This window comes from Nocardia sp. NPDC055029, from assembly GCF_053608525.1.
The window spans coordinates 134,443-152,315 of record NZ_JBSGVQ010000013.1; the positions used below are offsets into that span (position 1 = coordinate 134,443).

Sequence of the window (17,873 nt, forward strand, 5' to 3'; positions counted from 1 at the left end):
ACGGCGGGCCATCGCAATTCATCGGCCGATCGGTCCCGGCTATCGTCGGCGAGACCATGGGAGGAATTTCGCGTCGCGTTACCCGCGCGACACGTACAGCTGATCTATTTCCGCGGAATAGGTTTCGGCGATCACGGCCCTGCGCAATTTCAGCGACGACGTGAGCAGACCCGCGTCGACGGTGAAATCGCCGTCGACGACACGGAATGCGCGAATGGATTCCGGCCGCGACACCAGCGAATTGGCGTCGTCGACGGCGGCCTGGATCTCGGTGGCCGGATCGTCGTCGGGATGGTCGATGCGCCACTTCGCCGCGCGGTCGGCGTCGAGGGTGATCAGCGCGGTCACGAACGGGCGCCCGTCACCGACCACCATGCAGTTGCTGACCAGTGGATGCAGCCGGACCCGGTCCTCGAGCGGCGTCGGTGCGACGTTCTTGCCACCGGAGGTCACCAGGATCTCCTTCTTGCGCCCGGTGATCCGCAGGTGGCCGTCGTCGAGTTCGCCGATGTCACCGGTGTGCAGCCAGCCCTCGTCGTCGACGGGCCGCTGGTCGGCGGCCGCGCCCCAGTAGCCTGGCGAGACGTGCGGGCCGCGGACCAGCACCTCACCGTCGGCGCCGATGCCGACCTCGGTGCCGGGGATCGGGCGGCCGACGGTGCCGAGCCGGTTGGTGGCCGGCGCGCTCACGGTGACCGCGGTGGCCGCCTCGGTGAGGCCGTAGCAATTCAGGATCACCACGCCGAAGCCCGCGTAGAAACTTGCCGTGGTGTCGTCGAGGGACGCGCCGCCGGAGATCACGTAGCGCAGCCGGCCGCCGAACGCGGCGGACACGGCGTCGTTGCCTGCGACCGGCGCCGAACCCTCGGCCAGCACCGCGAGGCCGCGTTCGACCGCCTCCGCTTCCTGCTCCTCGGTGAGCAGTGCGCGCGTGTGCTTGCGAATCTTCTCCAGCGCGTAGGGAATCAGGGCAAGGAAGGTCGGCCGCAACCGGGCGAGCGCGGGCACCAGGTCCGGAACCCCGGGCAGCAGATGGGTGCGGCTGCCGCCGTAGAGGCAGGCGAACAGGATCGTCTGGCCGAACACGTGCGAGAGCGGCAGCGCCAGCACCGTCGTGCCGTCGAACAGCTCGCCGGTCTGCCGGGAGGTGTTCGCGGCCGTGACGTACATGTTGCGGTGGCTGATCATGCAGCCCTTGGCCAGGCCGGTGGTGCCGCTGGTGTAGACGATCATCGCCAGGTCACCGGCCCGCACCGCGGCGATCCGCGCGTCGAGCTCCGGATGCTCCTTGCCGGTCGACCACGCGGCGAGGTCGTCGAAGGACCACACCGCGCCCTCGGCGGCGCCCGCGGCGACCAAACGGGCTGCGTCGTCGGCGGTTTCGGCCGCGAAGAAGCGGCTGCCGCTGTCGCGCAGGATGTGTTCGATCTGCGCGGGCGAGGAGGTCGGGTACACCGGCACGATCACCGCGCCGACGGCCAGAGCCGCACAGTCGAGCAGTGCCCACTCCAGGCTCGTGCGGCCGAGCACGGCCACGCGATCACCCGCGGCGACCGATCGGTCGAGCAGTGCCGAGGCGAGCGCGCGGACCCGGGTGTCGAGTTCGCCGGTGGTCAGCTGGGTTCCGTCGGCGGCGCAGAGGGAATGGCGCGCAGGGTCACGCCGTGCCGCGTCGGAAACAATCGCATACAGGCTGGAGGTATCGGATGGAACGAATCCGTTCGCGGTGACAGACACTGTGTTCACGAATTGAATTCTTCACGGCGGCAACCATTCCCGTCGCCGCCGCCATCGCTGTTCCTACCGCGCGACAGTCATGTCCTATCGACGGCTTCAGGCCGACAATACCCGGACATCATCTACCTGTGCCGATTCGATGCATTCCAGGAACAGCGACACAGCGGGATTCGGTTCGTCGGCACGCCACACCGCGTGCAAATCCAGTGTCGGCACCGGATCGAACAATTTCACCGCCACCGAACTACTGCCCGGCACGCCCATTCCCATCGAAATCGCCCGCGGGAGCGAGGCGAACCCGACGAGCGGGCGGACCGACACCATGTGCGCGGTGGCGCCGGGGTCGTCGGCCGAATGCGTGACGTTGAGCGAGATCCTGGTCTCGGCCGCCGAGCGCAGAATCGTGTCGTACATCGCGGGACATTGCTCCCGCGCGAACAACACACAGTCCTGGTTCTGTAGTTCGGCGAACGGCACACCCGGCCGGTCCGCCCACCGATGTCGTCTCCCGACGACGGCCACCAGCGGAACCCGGTGCAGCAGACGGCGATACCGGAAGTCCGCGGTGCTCGGGTGACCGTAGACCAGGGCCAGATCGAGTGAGCCGTCGGCGAGGCCGGCCAGCTGTGGCCCGGTCCGCTTCTCCCATAACGAGACGACGATGTCGGGATGTCGCTCGGTCATCCTGGTGAGCGCCTCCGGCAGCACGTGCCTGCTGGCCGGCAGGTTGTATCCGATGTTCAGGCTGCCCGCGCGACCTTCGGCGGTCGCCTTGGCCGCCTGGGCGGCACGGTCGAGCTGGGCGACGATCTGGCGGGCCTGGAGTTCGAACTCCCGCCCCGCCGGGGTCAGCCGCACCTCATGGGAGTTACGGGCGACCAGTTGGACGCCGAGCGACTTCTCCAGCTTCTGGAGCTGGGCACTGAGACTTGGCTGGGTCAGATGAAGGCGCTGCGCTGCGCGACCGAAATGCAACTCTTCGGCGATGGTGATGAACGAAATCAGGTGTCGGAATTCCATGACGCCGGGCTCCTTCCGAGTACCACCACGCTATCGAGGGCGGATAACCGGTGATGAATACCGATCGCCCAGTAGTCGCCGCGCGCATTGCCGGTGGGTGAACCCGTCCCGGGCGCGGCGTGGCCGCGGCGGCGCGCCGTCGATACGCCTGCTCGGGGAGCCTCCCACTCTACCGCGCCCGCCGCCGCCCCGCCGACTTCAGGAGCGAGGCCCGTTGACGACCGCGTAGGCGAATCCGTCCCAGCCTTTGGCACCGACCGTCTGGACGACCGTCGCGTCCAGACTCGGCTCGGCGGCGAGCAATTCGACGAGTTCGCGGCTCGCGCGGACGTTCGGATCCTCGGAGTGCTCGTCGGCCAGTCCGCCTTGGCGGACGACATTGTCGACGATGATGACCGACCCCGGACGGGTCAGCCGCAGCGCCCACTGCACATAGTTGGGGTTGTTGACCTTGTCGGCGTCGATGAACACCAGGTCGAACGGTTCGGCCATGTCCTCGGCGACCTCAGGCAGGGTGTCCAGCGCCGCCCCGACCCGAATGTCCACCCTGGCACCGACTCCCGCCCGATCCAGATTCTCCCGCGCGACCTTCGCGTGCCGCGGCTCGAATTCCAAGGTCACCACGGTGCCCTCGTCCCCGACTGCGCGCGCCAGCCACTCGGTGCTGTATCCGCCGAGGGTGCCGATCTCCAGCACGCGCCGCGCGCCTGCGCTGCGGGCGAGCAGGTGCAGGAACTTGCCCTGCGGCGGGGAGACATCGATCGCGGGCAGTCCGGCATCGGCGTTCGCGGCGAGCGCGGGAGCGCCGTCGTCCCCGATGAGCGAGTCCACGATGTAGCGATCGACACTGGCCCAGTCGTTGTCAGTCATAGGCGCCAGTGTGCCACCATCGGCCGCCGTTTCGCGGTGCCTACCTCGGCGAACTCTTGATCTTCGCGCGTCGGCTCGCCCGGTTGCGCCCGACAGCCGGGCCCGAACTTTTCGGCGTGTGGTAACCGTGTTACCGTTCGGTACGCCGCTGCGCCGTGACCTGGGTCATGATCTACCTCCGCTGCGGCTCAGCACACATCCGCGACGGCGCGGAGGTGGCATCGATGGGAGTGGTATGGGGCAATCACGATCGCTGGCGCGCCGGGCGGCGCTGACGGCGGTGGCATGTCTGGCGGCGGTGGCGGGTCATGGAGCAGGAGCCCTGCCGGTGGCGGCGGAGCCGATGAGCGCCTTCTACACGCCGCCCGCGGCGATTCCGGAGACGCCGGGTGCGATCGTGAAGACGCAGCCGATGACGATTCTCGCGACGCCGCCGACCGCGGCGGGCTGGCCGACGCAGGCCGAGCACGTCATGTACACCTCGCGGTTGCAGGACGGCTCCCCCGTCGCGGTGAGCGGCACCTACATCGAACCGAAGAATCCCTGGCAGGGTGCCGGGCCGCGGCCGACCGTGGTCATCGGGCCCGGCACCTCGGGTCAGGCGGACCGGTGCGCGATGTCGGTGGCGTTCTCCACCGGCGTCTCGGTGACCGCCGATCCGCTCGGCTTGTCGGCGAATCAGGAGCTGCCGTCCTCGGCCGTGTGGACCGCGCTGGGCGCGCGGGTGCTGATCACCGATTACATCGGTCTCGGCACGCCGGGAATCCACACCTACGCCAACCGGTTCGAGAGTGGTCACGCGATCCTCGACGGCGCGCGCGCCGCCAATGCCCTCGGCGGTGTCGGACCCGAGACTCCCCTGGTCCTGTGGGGCTATTCGCAGGGCGGCGGTGCCACGGCGGCGGCCGCGGAGATGCAGCCCGAGTACGCGCCGGAACTGAACCTGAAGGGCACCTGGGCCGGTGGTCCGGTCGCCGACCTCTCGGCGATCCTGGAACGCATCGACGGTGCGCTGATCGGCGGTGCCATCGGGTTCGCGGTCAACGGCATGCTCGCCCGCTACCCCGAGCTCCATCAGGCGGTGGACCGGGTGATCAGCCCCGAAGGCCGCGCCATGCTCGCGACGCTGAGCGAATCGTGCGTCGCCGACCTGATCACCTACCACCCGTTCCTGAAGACGAATTCGCTGACCATCGACGGCCGCTCGCTCACCGAGCATCTCGCCGAGATCCCCGAAGCGGCGCCGGTGCTCGCGGAACTGCGCATCGGCAGCTCGAAGCCGGCCACCCCGGTCCTGATCACCAGCGGCCGCAACGACGACACCGTCCCCTACGGGCAGGCCCGTCGCCTGGCCGAGGACTGGTGCGGTCAGGGCGCCACGGTCACCTTCCGCACCAACGAGCTGCCGCCGATCCTGCCCGGCACGACCATTCCGAACCACTTCGGCCCGGAACTGATCGACGGCTTCGGTCCCGACAACGCGGTGACCTACCTGCTCGACCGGCTTGCGGACAAGCCGGTCGGCGGCTGCTCGTTCGACTGAGCGCCGCACCCGAAACCCCGCCGACACCGTGGTCGGCGGGGTTTCGTCGTCAGAACAGGAAGTAGCGCTGGGCCATCGGCAGTTCGGTCGCCGGTTGCTCGGCCCACACCTCGCCGTCGACGCGGACGGTGAAGGTGTCGGGGTCGACCTCGATGTGCGGCATGGCGTCGTTGTGCGGCATATCGGCCTTGGTGACCCGGCGAACGTTCTTGACCGGCACCAGCTTTCGGCGCACGTTCAGCCGGTTCGCCAGGCCGTCGTCGATGGCCTGCTCGGAGACGAAGTGCAGTGACGTGGCCGCGGCGGCGGGGGCCGCGGCGCCGAACATCGGGCGCGGCAGGACCGGCTGCGGGGTGGGGATGGACGCGTTGGCGTCACCCATCGCGGCCCAGGCGATCATGCCGCCCTTGAGGACCGCGTGCGGGCGGACCCCGAAGAACGCGGGCTCCCACAGCACCAGGTCGGCCAGTTTGCCGACCTCCACCGAGCCGATCTCGGCGTCCAGACCGTGCGAGATCGCCGGGCAGATGGTGTATTTGGCGATATAGCGCCGCACGCGGGCGTTGTCGGCCGCCCCGTCGCCGGGCAGGGCGCCGCGGCGGCGCTTCATCACGTGCGCGGTCTGCCAGGTGCGCAGCACCACTTCGCCGATGCGGCCCATGGCCTGGGAGTCGGAGCCGATCATGGAGATGGCGCCCAGGTCGTGCAGCAGGTCCTCGGCGGCGATGGTGGACGGGCGGATCCGCGATTCGGCGAAGGCGAGGTCCTCGGGGATCGACGGGCTCAGATGGTGACACACCATGAGCATGTCGAGATGCTCGTCGAGGGTGTTGATCGTGTGCGGCCGGGTGGGGTTGGTCGAGCTGGGCAGCACGTTGAGATGCGAAGCGACGGTGATGATGTCGGGCGCGTGCCCGCCGCCCGCGCCCTCGGTGTGATAGGCGTGGATGCCGCGTCCGGCGATGGCGGCGACGGTGTCCTCGACGAAACCGGCCTCGTTCAACGTGTCCGAGTGCAGTGCCACCTGCACGCCCGCCGCGTCGGCCACGGTGAGGCACGCATCGATCGCGGCGGGGGTCGACCCCCAGTCCTCGTGCAGCTTGAAACCCGAAGCGCCCGCGCGCAACTGCTCCCACATGGATTCCTGGCTGACCGTGTTGCCCTTGCCGAGCAGCACGATGTTCATCGGCCAGTGATCGAGGGATTCCAGCATCCGCGCCAGATGCCAGGAACCGGGGGTGACGGTCGTGGCCTTGGAGCCCTCGGCGGGGCCGGTGCCGCCGCCGATGAGCGTGGTGATGCCGCCGCCGAGCGCCTCGTCCATCAACTGCGGGCAGATGAAGTGCACATGACAGTCGATGGCGCCCGCGGTGAGAATGCGCCCGTTGCCCGCGATGATCTCCGTCGACGGGCCGACGACGAGGTCAGGGTGCACGCCCGGCATCGTGTCGGGATTACCGGCTTTGCCGATGCCGCAGACGCGGCCGTCGCGGATGCCGACGTCGGCCTTGATGATCCCCCAGTAATCGATGATCACCACGCCGGTGATGACGGTGTCGGGTGCGCCCTCGGCACGCGTTGCCCGCGACTGACCCATCGATTCGCGCAGCACCTTGCCGCCGCCGAACACGGCTTCCTCACCGGCGAGACCCGGTCCGCCGCTACGGTCTTCGGTGATCTCGATGATCAGGTCCGTGTCGGCGAGCCGGATGCGGTCGCCGGTGGTCGGCCCGAACAGTTCGGCGTAGCGGGCGCGGCTCAGTTCGGTCATCGGATCTCTCCCGAAGGGTTCGTGTGGTCACGCATCGAGGCGCCCCGGCGGGTTGGCGCTGATCCCGTACACCTCGCGGGTGCCGCCGAGCGGGACGAGCGAAACACGCTGCGGCAGACCGGGTTCGAATCGGACGGCGGTGCCGGCGGGGATGTCGAGCCGGTGGCCGCGCGCGGCCGCGCGGTCGAAGTCGAGGACGGCGTTGGCCTGCGGGAAATGCACGTGGCTGCCCACCTGCACCGGACGGTCGCCGGTGTTGACGACCTCCAGTTCGATGCGGGTCGCGCCCGCGTTGAGCTCGATCGTGCCCTCGGCACAGAGGTATTCACCGGGAATCATGGCCTCGCCTAACCGATCGGGTGGTGCACGGTGACCAGCTTGGTCCCGTCGGGAAAGGTCGCCTCGACCTGCACGTCGTGGATCATCTCCGGCACGCCCGCCATCACGTCGTCCCGGCTCAGCACCGACCGCCCCGACGACATCAACTCGGCCACGGTCCGCCCGTCCCGCGCACCCTCGAGCACATGATCGGTGATCAGCGCGACCGCCTCGGGATGGTTGAGCTTGAGTCCCCGCGCCTGCCTGCGGCGGGCCAGCTCGGCCGCATAACTCAGCAGCAACCGTTCCTGCTCGTGCGGCGACAGGCGCATCGGGTCTCCTCACCGATCGTGGACAGGTGTCCGACATTCTGGCATGCCCGCGGACCGCCCGCCTGTCCGGCGAGGCCGCGAGCAGCGGGGGATCACGAAATTCGGTGGCATGGGCGGGGAACGGCGCTCTAGCGTCGCCGTTCATGGAGGAATGGAGCGGGCTGCTCAATGTGGTCGATGTGGAGGCGACGTGCTGGGCGGGGGCGGCGCCCGCGGGGCAGAGCAGTGAAATCATCGAGATCGGGCTGACTGTGGTCGATCTCGCGACGCGGACGCGGGTGAGCAGGCACGGGATTCTGGTGCGGCCTGCCCGGTCCGCGGTGAGCGAGTTCTGTACCGAACTGACCGGGCTGACGCAGGAGCAGGTCGACGGTGGGGTGGAGTTCGACCAGGCCTGCCGGCTGCTGGCTACCGAGTTCGCGGCGGGGTCGCGGGCGTGGGCGAGCTGGGGTGACTACGACCGCAAGCAGTTCCGGGCCCAGTGTGCGGCGACGGGGGTGCGGTATCCGTTCGGGCGGCTGCACACCAATGCCAAGCAGGTGTTCGCCGAGTCGTACGGGTTGCGCAAGCGGCCAGGGATGGCCGGTGCGCTGCATATCGCGGGCCTGCCGCTGGAAGGTCGCCATCATCGCGGCGAGGACGATGCCTGGAATATCGGCGCGCTGGTCGTCGACGTCCTCGGCCGCGACGCCTGGCGGATCACCACCGAAGACTGAGTCAGGCGGCGAGGTTCTGCAGACGGACCTGGCCGCGGGCGACGGTGCGGCCCTCGGCGTCGGTGATCACCACGACCCATAGCTGCTGGCTGCGGCCGCGGTGGATGGGGGTGGCTTCGCCGGTGAGGATGCCCTCACGGACCGCGCGCAGGAAGTCGGTGTTGTTGTTGACGCCGACGACGGAGCCACGCTCGCCGAACCAGACACCGGCGCCGACGCTGGCCAGGGTTTCGATGACCGTGCAGTAGACCCCGCCGTTCTGGATGCCCGCGGGCTGGTGCAGCTGCGGGCGCACCTCCCATTCGCCGCGCACCCGGTCGGGGCTCACCTCTGTGTAGCGCAGTCCGATGAGATCGGTGAAGGTGCCTTCGCTGGCCTTGGTCATCAGCTCCGGGGTGATCTCGGCCAGGGACAGGGTGTTGTCGGTCATGCGTTCCGGTCTACACCATCGCATCGGGCGCCCTGCACCCCGGGAGACGAAGCGGCGGACCCCGTCACTGGGACGGAGCCCGCCGCGGCAGGAATGAGGGGGTCGACCGCAGCCCTCGGGACCACCGGCTCATCCATACGCCGAGATGAGCATAGGTCAGGCTTACCTAAGTGGTCAAGTGCCACGCCGAATGCGTCGCCGCGGGCTTGCTCAACACGATCGCAATACTTCATTATCTCTGATACCTCTATGTTTCCGAGGCTTGTGTCGATGTTGAAAGCTCATGTTCTGGGCGCACGACGGCCAGGGGTGGGCGCGGCGAGAGAGGCAAGATTTCGTGAGTACTAGTCGTATCCCCCGCTGGGCTGTGCAGGCGGCGATGTGCGCGGCGGTGGTCGGCGCGGCCGTCGCGGCGCCGGTGCAGGCCGAACCGTTGTGGCCCGGCGGGCCCGATGTTCCCGGTGTTCCGGCCATCATTCCGGCTCCCCCGCCGGAACCGGTCGTCGCGCCGTGCAGTGAGAAGGCGCGGGCCTGTCTGCAGTTGTCCACCAACAATGCCTGGCTGATGGACAACGGCAAGGTGACCTTCGGGCCGAGCCCGATGTCGCATGGCAGGCCCGGGTACGAGACCCCGCCTGGTGTCTTCAAGGTCGCGTTCAAGAAGCCGTTCCACTGGAGCACCCTGCACAACGCGCCCATGGAGTACGCGGTGTTCTTCAACGGTGACATCGCCTACCACATCGGACCCACCGAGGAGCAGTCCCACGGCTGCATCCGGCTGACACCCGAAGGCGCCAAGGCGCACTACGAGTGGCTGGAGCCGGGCGACATCGTCGAAGTCGTGCCGTGAGTTCGTCGCGGTGAGTGAGGGGAGGCCGGATCGCCGGCCTCCCCTTTTCATGGGGCCGAGGCGGCGAGCGCGTCGAACAGCCACAGGTGTGCGGCGCCGGAGGTCACCGCCTCGCCGGTGAGGATCGCGGTGAGCTGCCAATAGCGCCGGAACTGGTCGGCGCCTTCGGCATCCGCCAGGAGCTGCCGCCGGAAGGCGGGAGTGTCGGCGAGACCGCGTGCGGTGGCGTGGGCGTCGACGTAGTGGTCGAGTTCGGCGCCGGGTGTGGGCGCGTGGCCCGCGGCGACCAGCGGCGCCGCCGACAGGCAGGCATCGGCCACCTCGAACAGCAGACGGCGTTCGTCGCGGACGCCGGGGGTGGCGCGGTGCCGGATGGTGTCGAACATGGCCGTACTGAGCACCGGATTCGTCACGGTGGCAACGAGTTCCGCGTAGGCGACGAGATGTTCCGGGCGCGCGTCGGCGGCGGGTTCGGGGACATTCATGTCGATGAAGTCGTCGATCACCGCGGCGGGCAGCGGCGTGAGCTGACGGCGCCAGAAACGGCCGAGCGCGTCGCGGGCCGCCTGCGGATCTGTCACGGCGGCAAGCAGATTCATGCTCTCGGGCGCGCAGTGTTCGACCGCGCGGAGCAGCGAGCGGCGGCGGCTCAGCGCGTCCAGCTCGTGGTCGAGGGCGGCGCGTTCGGCCGCGATCACCTCGTCGATCGACCGCACGCCGGCCAGCACGTCACCGATCGCGGCCAGGCCGATGCCGAACGAACGCAGGCGGCGCAGCAGCATCAGGCGTTCGGCGGCCGACGGGTCGAACACGCGATGACCGGCCGAGGTGCGCCGCACATCGAGAAGTCCCTCGTCGCAATAGAACCGAATCGTGCGGACCGCGACGCCCGTGCGCGTGGCGAGTTCACCGATCGTCAGACGTGTGCTGTCGGTCACAGTCGCTGGCACCTCCACCTCGGTGGAGTTCCTACGGTACCCACATGACTGAACAGCACACCACCGCCGAGACGATCTGGCAGGCGGTGGCCGCGGAACGCGCGAGCCTCGTCGATATGCTGCGTGACCTGCCCGAATCGGCCTGGGACACCGCATCGCTGTGCGACGGCTGGCGAGTACGGGATGTGGTCGCGCATCTGGTGCTGGCCACGCGGGTCACGATCGGTTCGCTCGTCGTGAATCTGATCCGGGCCCGCGGGAATCTCGATCGCCTCATCCACGACACCGCTGTCCGGCTGGCCGACCGGACCTCGACCGCCGAGCTGCTGGACGACCTGCGCGCCACCGTCGACTCCCGGATCACGCCGATCGGGACGACACCGATCGACCGGCTGATGGACCTGCTGGTGCACGGTCAGGACATCGCGATCCCGCTCGGCATCGACCGGGTCATGCCGGCGCAGGCCGCGCAGTGGTCGCTGGAACGAGTGTGGACGATGGGTACTCCGTTCCACGCCCGTAAGCGACTCGCCGGATACGCCCTCACCGCGACCGACACCGGCTGGACCGCAGGCTCCGGCACTCCGCTGTCCGGTACGGCGGCGGAACTGCTGATGGTCGTCACCGGACGCACCGCCCCGGGCCGCTAGGCTTGCACCGTGGTGGAGGCGGAGTTCTGGCGGGACGCTGCGCTGCCCTTTCTCGAGAGCAGGCGGGCCTGCCGCACGGTCTCCTGCTACAAACCGCACACCCACGATTCGATGTCCATCGGTGTGGTCGACGAAGGACGCAGTGTGTTCACCGGCGCACCCGGCGGTCCCCTGCAGCTGACGGCGAGGAGCGTCGTGGTGATCCCCGCCCACCGAGTCCACGCCTGCAACCCCGTCGAAGGCCGGTGGAGCTACCAGATGCTCCACGTGGACGAGACCTGGCTCGGCGAATCCCTACCCGAACTCGATACGGGGGTCGATCGGAGCCCGCGGGCGGTGCGCATCGTCCCCGAGCCCGGCGGATACGCTGCGTTCTGCCGCCTCAACGAGGTGCTGTTCTCCGGCGCCGCCCCGCGCGACAAGGAAGAACTGCTCGTCACCGTCCTCGACGAGATCCTGACCGCACCCGCTGATTTCGTCGCCGGCGCCAAGGCCCGTGCGTCCGACGTGGCCGTCGTCGCGCCGATTCTCGAGTACCTCCGCACCTCGGATATGCAGGTCTCTCTCGGCGACCTGGTCGTGGACACGGGCCTGAGCCGGTTCCAGCTGGTTCGGCGGTTCCGCGCCGTCACCGGGCTGCCTCCCCTCGCCTGGCAGATCAACGAACGCATCATCAGAGCGCGCTCCCGCCTCCGCGAGGGCTGTGGCCCGGCCGAAGTCGCCTGCGACCTCGGTTTCGCCGACCAGAGCCACTTTCACCGGACCTTCAAACTCCGCACCGGGGTCACGCCCGGCGAGTACCGCACCGGCGCCACCCACTGAAACGGCGAACCGGTCCCGCAATTTCGTTCAAGACACCGCCGCGGCGACTCCGGCACAGTGGCTCGGTCCCCTCCGCATCCGAGCACAACAGAGGAAGAATGAACCAATTCGCTGCCGTGGCCGGTGCCCACTTCCTCGCCCTGTTGTCCCCTGGCCCCGATTTCTTCCTCATCGCGCATACTTCGATGACCCAAGGATGGCGTCGCGCGATCGCCGCGTGCGCGGGCATCGCGGCCGCGAACGCCGTCTTCATCGCGACCGCGTTCGCGGGCCTGTCGATACTGCGGCCGGGCGGTATCGCCTTCACCATGGTCCAGATCGCGGGCGCCGCCTTCCTCCTACATCTCGGAGTGGGCCTGCTGCGCTCGGCCGGTGCCGCCTCGATCGAGTCGGCACCGGCCGGCGGTACCGCGCGCACCGCCGGAAGCCGGTGGAAACTTGCCGCGATGGGGTTCGCCTCGGCCGCCCTCAACCCCAAGAACGCACTCTTCTACGCGGGCCTCGCCACCATTCTCGCGGTCGGCGCGAGCTCAGGACACCTTGTCGCCTACGGCATGTGGATGTTCGCTGTCGTACTCGGCTGGGACGTGCTTGTCTCTGTCCTCATCGGCAACCGCGTCGTCCTGACCAGATTCGCTCGCGCGCTCCCGGTTCTCGAACGCGCATCCGGCGTAGCGCTGATCGGGCTGGGTCTCGGCATCGTCCTGACAGCGGCGTTCCACTGAGAATCGCCTCCGCGGCGCCGAAAGATCGGCGCCGCGGATCGCGTGGTCGGCGGGTTCTGGCGACAGACGATGGTGATCAGAGCGCGACGGTGGCGCGCTCGGCGACACCGTCACCCGGGATATCCACTGCCGCATCGGAATCCGGCACCGATGTCGCACCGGCCGGGATCCGGCGCAGCAGCGCGACCGCCAGTACCGCACCCGCGGCCGACAGCACGGCGGCGGTCCAGGCCGCGGCATTGAGCCCGTTGGTGAAGGCCTCACGCGCCGCCGCCACGACGGATTCGGCGACCTCGGCGGGCAGCGACTCGGCCGAACTCAGCGCCCCTGGCAGGGTTTCCGCGGCCGCGCCCTCGGCATCCGACATGCCGCCGCGGTACACCGCCGCACCCACGCTGCCGAGCAGCGCGACACCCAGTGCCACACCGAGGTCGCTGGCGGTGCTGTTCACCGCCGACGCCGCGCCCGCCTTCTCCGCCGGGGCCGCGCCGATGACCAGGCCGGGGATCAGCGCCATGGCGGGCGCGATGCCCGGGTACAGGACGTAGAACCCGACGATGAGCAGCGGCAGGCCCGCGACGCTGTCGACCTGGGTGAGCACCAGGTAGCCGACGGTCGAGACCGCGAGCCCCGCGGCGATCAGGTAGGCGGGACGCACCCGGCGGGCGATGGCCGGGGTGACGGTGGAGACGATGACCAGGCCGATCGCGGCGGGCAGGATCCACAGGCCCGCCCGCAGCGGCGACTGGGCGGCGACCAGCTGCAGATACTGCGTGAACAGCAGGTACACCCCGCCGAGGGCGATGGCGGCGAGCATGTAGACGCCGAGCGACCCGCTGAAGGTCCGGTTCGCGAACAGCCGCACGTCGAGCAGCGGGTCGGCCAGGCGCAGCTGCCTGCGGACGAAGATCACGGCGAACAGCACACCGGCCGGCAGGGTGAGCACCGATTCGGCGGCGAGTCCGGTCTCGGCGAGCTTCTTCACGCCGTACACGAACGGCAGCAGCGCGGCCAGCGACAGCGCGACGCTGACCGGATCGAGGCGACCGGCCTCCGGCGCACGGTATTCGGGCACCAGGACCGGCACCGCGAGCACGACGAGCAGCATCACCGGCACGCCGATCAGCATGGACGCGCCCCACCACAGCGAGGCCAGCATCAGCCCGCCGAGCAGCGGACCCAGTGCCACACCCGCCGACACCGACGCCGCCCACAGCCCGATGGCGGTGGCACGCTGCCGGTCGTCGCGGAACATCGTCGTGATCAGCGACAAGGTGGCGGGCATGACGGCGGACGCGCCGAGACCCATCAGCGCCCGCGAGGCGATGAGCAGGTCCGGGCTCGGCGCGAACGCGGCCACGACCGAGGCGACGCCGAACAGTGCCGCACCGGCCAGCAGCAGTCTGCGGCGGCCGAGCCGGTCACCCAGTGTGCCCATGGTGACGAGGAAGCCCGCCATCACGAACCCGTAGATGTCGTTGATCCACAACAGCTGGCCGCTGCTCGGCGACAGGTCGGCGGCGATATAGGGGGTGGCCAGGAACAGGACGGTCATGCTGAGGAACAGCAGCACCGTCGGCAGGAGCAGGACCGCCAGCCCCAGCCATTGGCGGGCTCCGGCCCGCTCGGGGACATCGGTGAACGCGGACATCAGGAGGTTTCCCTTCGAGGAGGATTCGAACGAGACCCACCGTGCCGACCCGCCCTTCGGGAACCCTTCGGATCGACTCAGGATCGCCTCGAGCGCACCGTGTCCCCGCCCCCGTTTAGGGTGGGTGACATGCGTTTCGGGGTGCTTGGACCATTGGCGGTGTGGACCGACGATGGGCAACCCGTCCGGGTACCCGAGCTCAAGGTCCGGGTGCTGCTCGGTGCGCTGCTGGCCGAACCGGGCCGGATCGTGCCGGCCGACCGGCTCGTCGAGGACATGTGGGGCGGGGCGGCGATGCCGGCCAACCCGGCGGGCTCCTTGCAGACCCGCGCCTCCCAGTTGCGGCGCGTCCTCGGTGACGCCGAATCGGGCGGTCGCGATCTGCTGGTGTCACGCTCCCCCGGCTATCTGCTCGACGTCGCCGCCGACGCGGTCGATTCGCAGGTCTTCCAGGAACTGCTGCGCCAGGCGCGCGCCACCGAGGACGCCACCACCCGCGAACCACTGCTCACCGAAGCGCTGGCGCTGTGGCGCGGGCCCGCGCTGGCCGACCTGGCCGATCACGACTTCGCCCGAATTCCGGTGGTGCGGCTCGAGGAACAGCGGCTGACCGCCGTCGAGGAACTCGCGCAGGCCAGGATCGCGCTCGGCGAACACGATCAGGTCGCCGACGAACTCGGCGCGCTCACCGAACGGCATCCCCTGCGGGAACGGTTGCGCGCGGCGCACATGCTCGCGCTGTACCGGTCGGGCCGCCACGGCGAGGCCCTCGACTCCTACCGACGGCTCCGTGAGCATCTGGCCGAGGAACTCGGTCTCGATCCGAGTCCCGAGCTGGCCGCCCTGCATCGCGCTGTGCTGGAACAGGATCCGGCTCTCGGCGCCCCGGTACGCCCCGCGCCCGTCGTGCCGGTGACGCCGCGCCCGACCGTGCCGGTTCCACCGACGACACTGGTCGGCCGCGAAGCCGACCTCGCCGGGATCGATGCGCTGCTCCGCGCCGAACGGCTGGTGACGCTCACCGGGCCCGGCGGGGTCGGGAAGACCCGGCTGGCGCTGGCCGCCGCGGCCACCCATCCGGCGCGCGACGGTGTCCTGTTCGTCGAGCTCGCCGGTCTGTGCCTTGGCGCCGAGCAGGACAGTGCTCTCACTGCCCTCACCGAGGTGGTGGCCGCGGCATTCGAGGTCCGCGACGATTCCGCCGGGTCGAGTCCGTTCCCGGTGCCCGACAACGGAACTCAGCTGAACAGGCTCGCCGATGCGGTGCGCGCCAAGCAGGTGCTGCTCGTGCTGGACAACGGCGAGCACGTCGCCGATGCCGCCGCCGCGCTGGTCTCGCGGCTGCTCGGGGCCGCACCCGAGCTGCGGGTGCTGGTCACCAGCCAGGTGCCGCTGGCCATCGCGGGCGAGCACCTCTGGCCGGTGGCACCGCTGGCGGTGCCCACCGCCGATGCCACCGCGGCCGAGGTGGAGACATCGCCCGCCGCACGGCTTTTCGCCGATCGCGCCCGCTCCGCCGCACCGGATTTCGCCGTCACCGACGACAATGCCGCCGCGGTCGCCGCCATCGTCGCCCACCTCGACGGTGTGCCGCTGGCGCTGGAACTGGCGGCGACCCGGGTTCGCGCGCTGGGCGTGCACACCCTGGCCGAGCGGATCGAGGACCGGTTCACGCTGCTCTCGGCCGGTTACCGGGACGCACCGGACCGGCAGCGCACGCTCCGCGCGGTGATCGACTGGAGCTGGGAACTGCTCGACGAGCCCGAACGCGCTGTGCTGCGGCGGCTTTCGGCGCACGCGGACGGCGGCACGCTGGAGTCGGCCGAGGCGGTGTGCGCGGGTGGTGACGTGGACGCGTCGGATGTCGCGGATCTGCTCGCTCGCCTGGTCGACCGTTCCCTGATCATCACGCCCGCCGCCGAGGCGCGGCCGCGCTACCGGCTCCTGAAATCGGTCGCGGCGTACGGGGTCGACCGATTGCGCGACAGCGGCGAGGAATTCGATACCCGGCTGCGCCATCTCGCGTTCTCCCTCGACCTGGCCGAACGCGCAGACCAGCAGCTACGCACCGCCGATCAGCGGCGATGGCTGGCCAGGCTCGACGCCGAGTCGCCCGATCTGCGCCGGGCACTCGAAACAGCAAGGGCCGCAGGCCGATCCGCCGACGCGCTGCGCCTGGTCAACGCGCTGGCCTGGTACTGGGTGATGCGCGGACGGCTGGCCGAGGGCATCCGGTCGATCGGTATCGCGCTGGCACTGCCCGGCGAGACCGGCTCGATCGCGCGCCGGATCGCCCTGCTCTGGCGCAACGCGCTGGAACTGGGCCGCGGCCAGACCGTCGAGACGCTGCCCGCCGTCAGCGCCAGGCCGACGCCGGACGAACTGCGCGCCCGCTGGTATCTCGCGCACGCGCACACCGGTTTCTCCGCGCAACAGCGCATGGACAGCGCCGCCGACCTGCGCACCGCCTTCGCCGACGCGGGCGACGAGTGGGGTGTCGCCGCGGCCTCGGCCTCGCTGGCCCGTGACGCCTTCGGGCGCGGCGATCTGACCGGCCTGCGCGAGCACGCCGAGCACAGCCGCGCGCTGTTCGCCAGGATCGGCGATCGCTGGGGGCAGGGCATCGCCGGCTACCTGCTCGGCAGCCACGCCGAAGTCACCGGGGATCACACCACCGCCCGCGAACACCATCGGACGGCACTGACGACCGCCGAGGAGCTCGGGCTGTGGACCGAGGTCGGTGAGCGGCTCACCTCGCTGGGCCGGATCGCGTTGCTGCGCGGCGAATTCGAGCACAGCGCCGAACTGCACGAACGCGCCAGACAGGTCGCGGTCGAGCAGGGTCACCTCGTCGGGGAGGAATCCGCCGTACTCGGGCTCGGGCTCGTCGCCCGGCGCCGCGGCGATCTGGACGCGGCCCGCGAACACCTCGGCGCGTGGCTGGACTGGCACCTGCGCACCGGGTCGCATTTCGGCGCCGCGCTGATCCTCGCCGAACTGGGCTTCACCGCTGAGCTGGCCGGTGACGCAGGCGAAGCCGAACGGCTACAGCTCCGTGGACTGGACTCCGCGCTGCGCACCGGCGATCCACGCGCCCACGCACTCGCGCTCGAAGGTCTCGCCGGATCGCGTTCGCTCGCCGGGGATTCCGCGTCCGCCGCCCGGTTACTCGGGGCTGCCGACACACTGCGCCGGTCGGCGGGCGCACCGCTGCCCGACGCCGAACGCGGGGATGTCGCCCGCATCGAGGCGCGCATCGTCGGCGACATCGGCGCCGGACCGTTCGCGGCCGATTTCGCCGACGGTTGCCGTGCCGACCCCCACACGCTGCACGACGCCGAGGCTTCGACTCGACCCTGAACCCAGCGAAGCGTGCGGCCCACATCGGCGCAGGCGCCGAGCCGACCGGCGGCCTCGAGTCCACCCTGAGTCCATCCGAAGCCGGCCCGGTCACGGTGGACCCATGAACCACACCGTGACCGACAGTCCCGACCTCTCGG

The 17,873-nt window shown here is 69.9% G+C and carries 16 protein-coding genes; 7 read left to right on the forward strand and 9 right to left on the reverse strand.

Translation table 11 applies throughout. The features are described from left to right. Positions 1–78: 78 nt before the first annotated feature. The 3 genes from ACWF9G_RS14800 to ACWF9G_RS14810 form a co-directional block, all read right to left on the reverse strand. Entirely contained in the window at positions 79–1,746 is a 1,668-nt protein-coding gene (locus ACWF9G_RS14800) for an AMP-dependent synthetase/ligase (protein WP_379308563.1), read from the reverse strand. Positions 1,747–1,833: 87 nt separating this feature from the next. Next, positions 1,834–2,757 carry a LysR family transcriptional regulator gene (locus ACWF9G_RS14805; protein ID WP_379308562.1) on the reverse strand — a complete coding sequence of 308 codons (924 nt, stop codon included), beginning with the start codon at positions 2,755–2,757 and terminating at the stop codon, positions 1,834–1,836. Positions 2,758–2,955: 198 nt separating this feature from the next. Then, positions 2,956–3,627 carry an O-methyltransferase gene (locus tag ACWF9G_RS14810; protein WP_379308561.1) on the reverse strand — a complete coding sequence of 224 codons (672 nt, stop codon included), beginning with the start codon at positions 3,625–3,627 and terminating at the stop codon, positions 2,956–2,958. A gap of 235 nt (positions 3,628–3,862) precedes the next feature. On the opposite strand from ACWF9G_RS14810, the gene ACWF9G_RS14815 reads away from it, so the two are divergent. After that, a complete protein-coding gene (locus ACWF9G_RS14815; RefSeq protein ID WP_452515770.1) occupies positions 3,863–5,170 on the forward strand; it encodes a lipase family protein in 1,308 nt (435 codons plus the stop codon). Between the two features lie 49 nt (positions 5,171–5,219). Here the strand turns inward: ACWF9G_RS14815 and ACWF9G_RS14820 are convergent, their stop codons facing one another. From ACWF9G_RS14820 to ACWF9G_RS14830, 3 genes are read right to left on the reverse strand one after another with little or no spacing between them, the layout of a single operon-like run. Next, positions 5,220–6,941 (reverse strand): urease subunit alpha, encoded by a 1,722-nt coding sequence (locus ACWF9G_RS14820; protein ID WP_379308559.1) that lies wholly within the window; start codon positions 6,939–6,941, stop codon positions 5,220–5,222. Between the two features lie 27 nt (positions 6,942–6,968). Beyond that, entirely contained in the window at positions 6,969–7,280 is a 312-nt protein-coding gene (locus tag ACWF9G_RS14825; protein ID WP_452515773.1) for an urease subunit beta, read from the reverse strand. A gap of 8 nt (positions 7,281–7,288) precedes the next feature. Beyond that, on the reverse strand, positions 7,289–7,591 hold the full coding sequence (locus ACWF9G_RS14830) for an urease subunit gamma (RefSeq protein WP_379308557.1): 303 nt from the start codon (positions 7,589–7,591) through the stop codon (positions 7,289–7,291). Between the two features lie 143 nt (positions 7,592–7,734). Here ACWF9G_RS14830 and ACWF9G_RS14835 point away from each other — a divergent pair, with 143 nt between their 5' ends. Next, a complete protein-coding gene (locus ACWF9G_RS14835; RefSeq protein ID WP_452515775.1) occupies positions 7,735–8,307 on the forward strand; it encodes an exonuclease domain-containing protein in 573 nt (190 codons plus the stop codon). A 1-nt stretch (position 8,308) separates the two neighbouring features. On the opposite strand, the gene ACWF9G_RS14840 is transcribed toward ACWF9G_RS14835, so the two are convergent. Then, a complete protein-coding gene (locus tag ACWF9G_RS14840) occupies positions 8,309–8,692 on the reverse strand; it encodes a PaaI family thioesterase (RefSeq protein WP_379308585.1) in 384 nt (127 codons plus the stop codon). A 382-nt stretch (positions 8,693–9,074) separates the two neighbouring features. Here ACWF9G_RS14840 and ACWF9G_RS14845 point away from each other — a divergent pair, with 382 nt between their 5' ends. Continuing rightward, positions 9,075–9,587, forward strand: coding sequence for a L,D-transpeptidase (locus ACWF9G_RS14845; protein ID WP_379308554.1), 513 nt, complete (start codon positions 9,075–9,077; stop codon positions 9,585–9,587). A gap of 47 nt (positions 9,588–9,634) precedes the next feature. Here the strand turns inward: ACWF9G_RS14845 and ACWF9G_RS14850 are convergent, their stop codons facing one another. Beyond that, a complete protein-coding gene (locus ACWF9G_RS14850; protein WP_452515777.1) occupies positions 9,635–10,525 on the reverse strand; it encodes a MerR family transcriptional regulator in 891 nt (296 codons plus the stop codon). Positions 10,526–10,569: 44 nt separating this feature from the next. Between ACWF9G_RS14850 and ACWF9G_RS14855 the strand changes: the two genes are divergently transcribed. The 3 genes from ACWF9G_RS14855 (at position 10,570) to ACWF9G_RS14865 (ending at position 12,722) form a co-directional block, all read left to right on the forward strand. Beyond that, positions 10,570–11,175 carry a maleylpyruvate isomerase family mycothiol-dependent enzyme gene (locus ACWF9G_RS14855; RefSeq protein ID WP_452515778.1) on the forward strand — a complete coding sequence of 202 codons (606 nt, stop codon included), beginning with the start codon at positions 10,570–10,572 and terminating at the stop codon, positions 11,173–11,175. 9 nt (positions 11,176–11,184) lie between these two features. Further along, complete coding sequence (locus ACWF9G_RS14860) at positions 11,185–11,997, forward strand: helix-turn-helix domain-containing protein (RefSeq protein ID WP_452515780.1); 813 nt, start codon at positions 11,185–11,187, stop codon at positions 11,995–11,997. 98 nt (positions 11,998–12,095) lie between these two features. Next, positions 12,096–12,722, forward strand: coding sequence for a LysE family translocator (locus tag ACWF9G_RS14865; RefSeq protein WP_379308550.1), 627 nt, complete (start codon positions 12,096–12,098; stop codon positions 12,720–12,722). 76 nt (positions 12,723–12,798) lie between these two features. Here the strand turns inward: ACWF9G_RS14865 and ACWF9G_RS14870 are convergent, their stop codons facing one another. Continuing rightward, a complete protein-coding gene (locus tag ACWF9G_RS14870) occupies positions 12,799–14,373 on the reverse strand; it encodes an MFS transporter (RefSeq protein ID WP_379308549.1) in 1,575 nt (524 codons plus the stop codon). Between the two features lie 129 nt (positions 14,374–14,502). Between ACWF9G_RS14870 and ACWF9G_RS14875 the strand changes: the two genes are divergently transcribed. Further along, positions 14,503–17,733: a BTAD domain-containing putative transcriptional regulator gene (locus ACWF9G_RS14875; protein ID WP_452515782.1), complete on the forward strand. Its 3,231-nt coding sequence runs from the start codon at positions 14,503–14,505 to the stop codon at positions 17,731–17,733. The last annotated feature ends 140 nt before the right edge of the window (positions 17,734–17,873 follow it).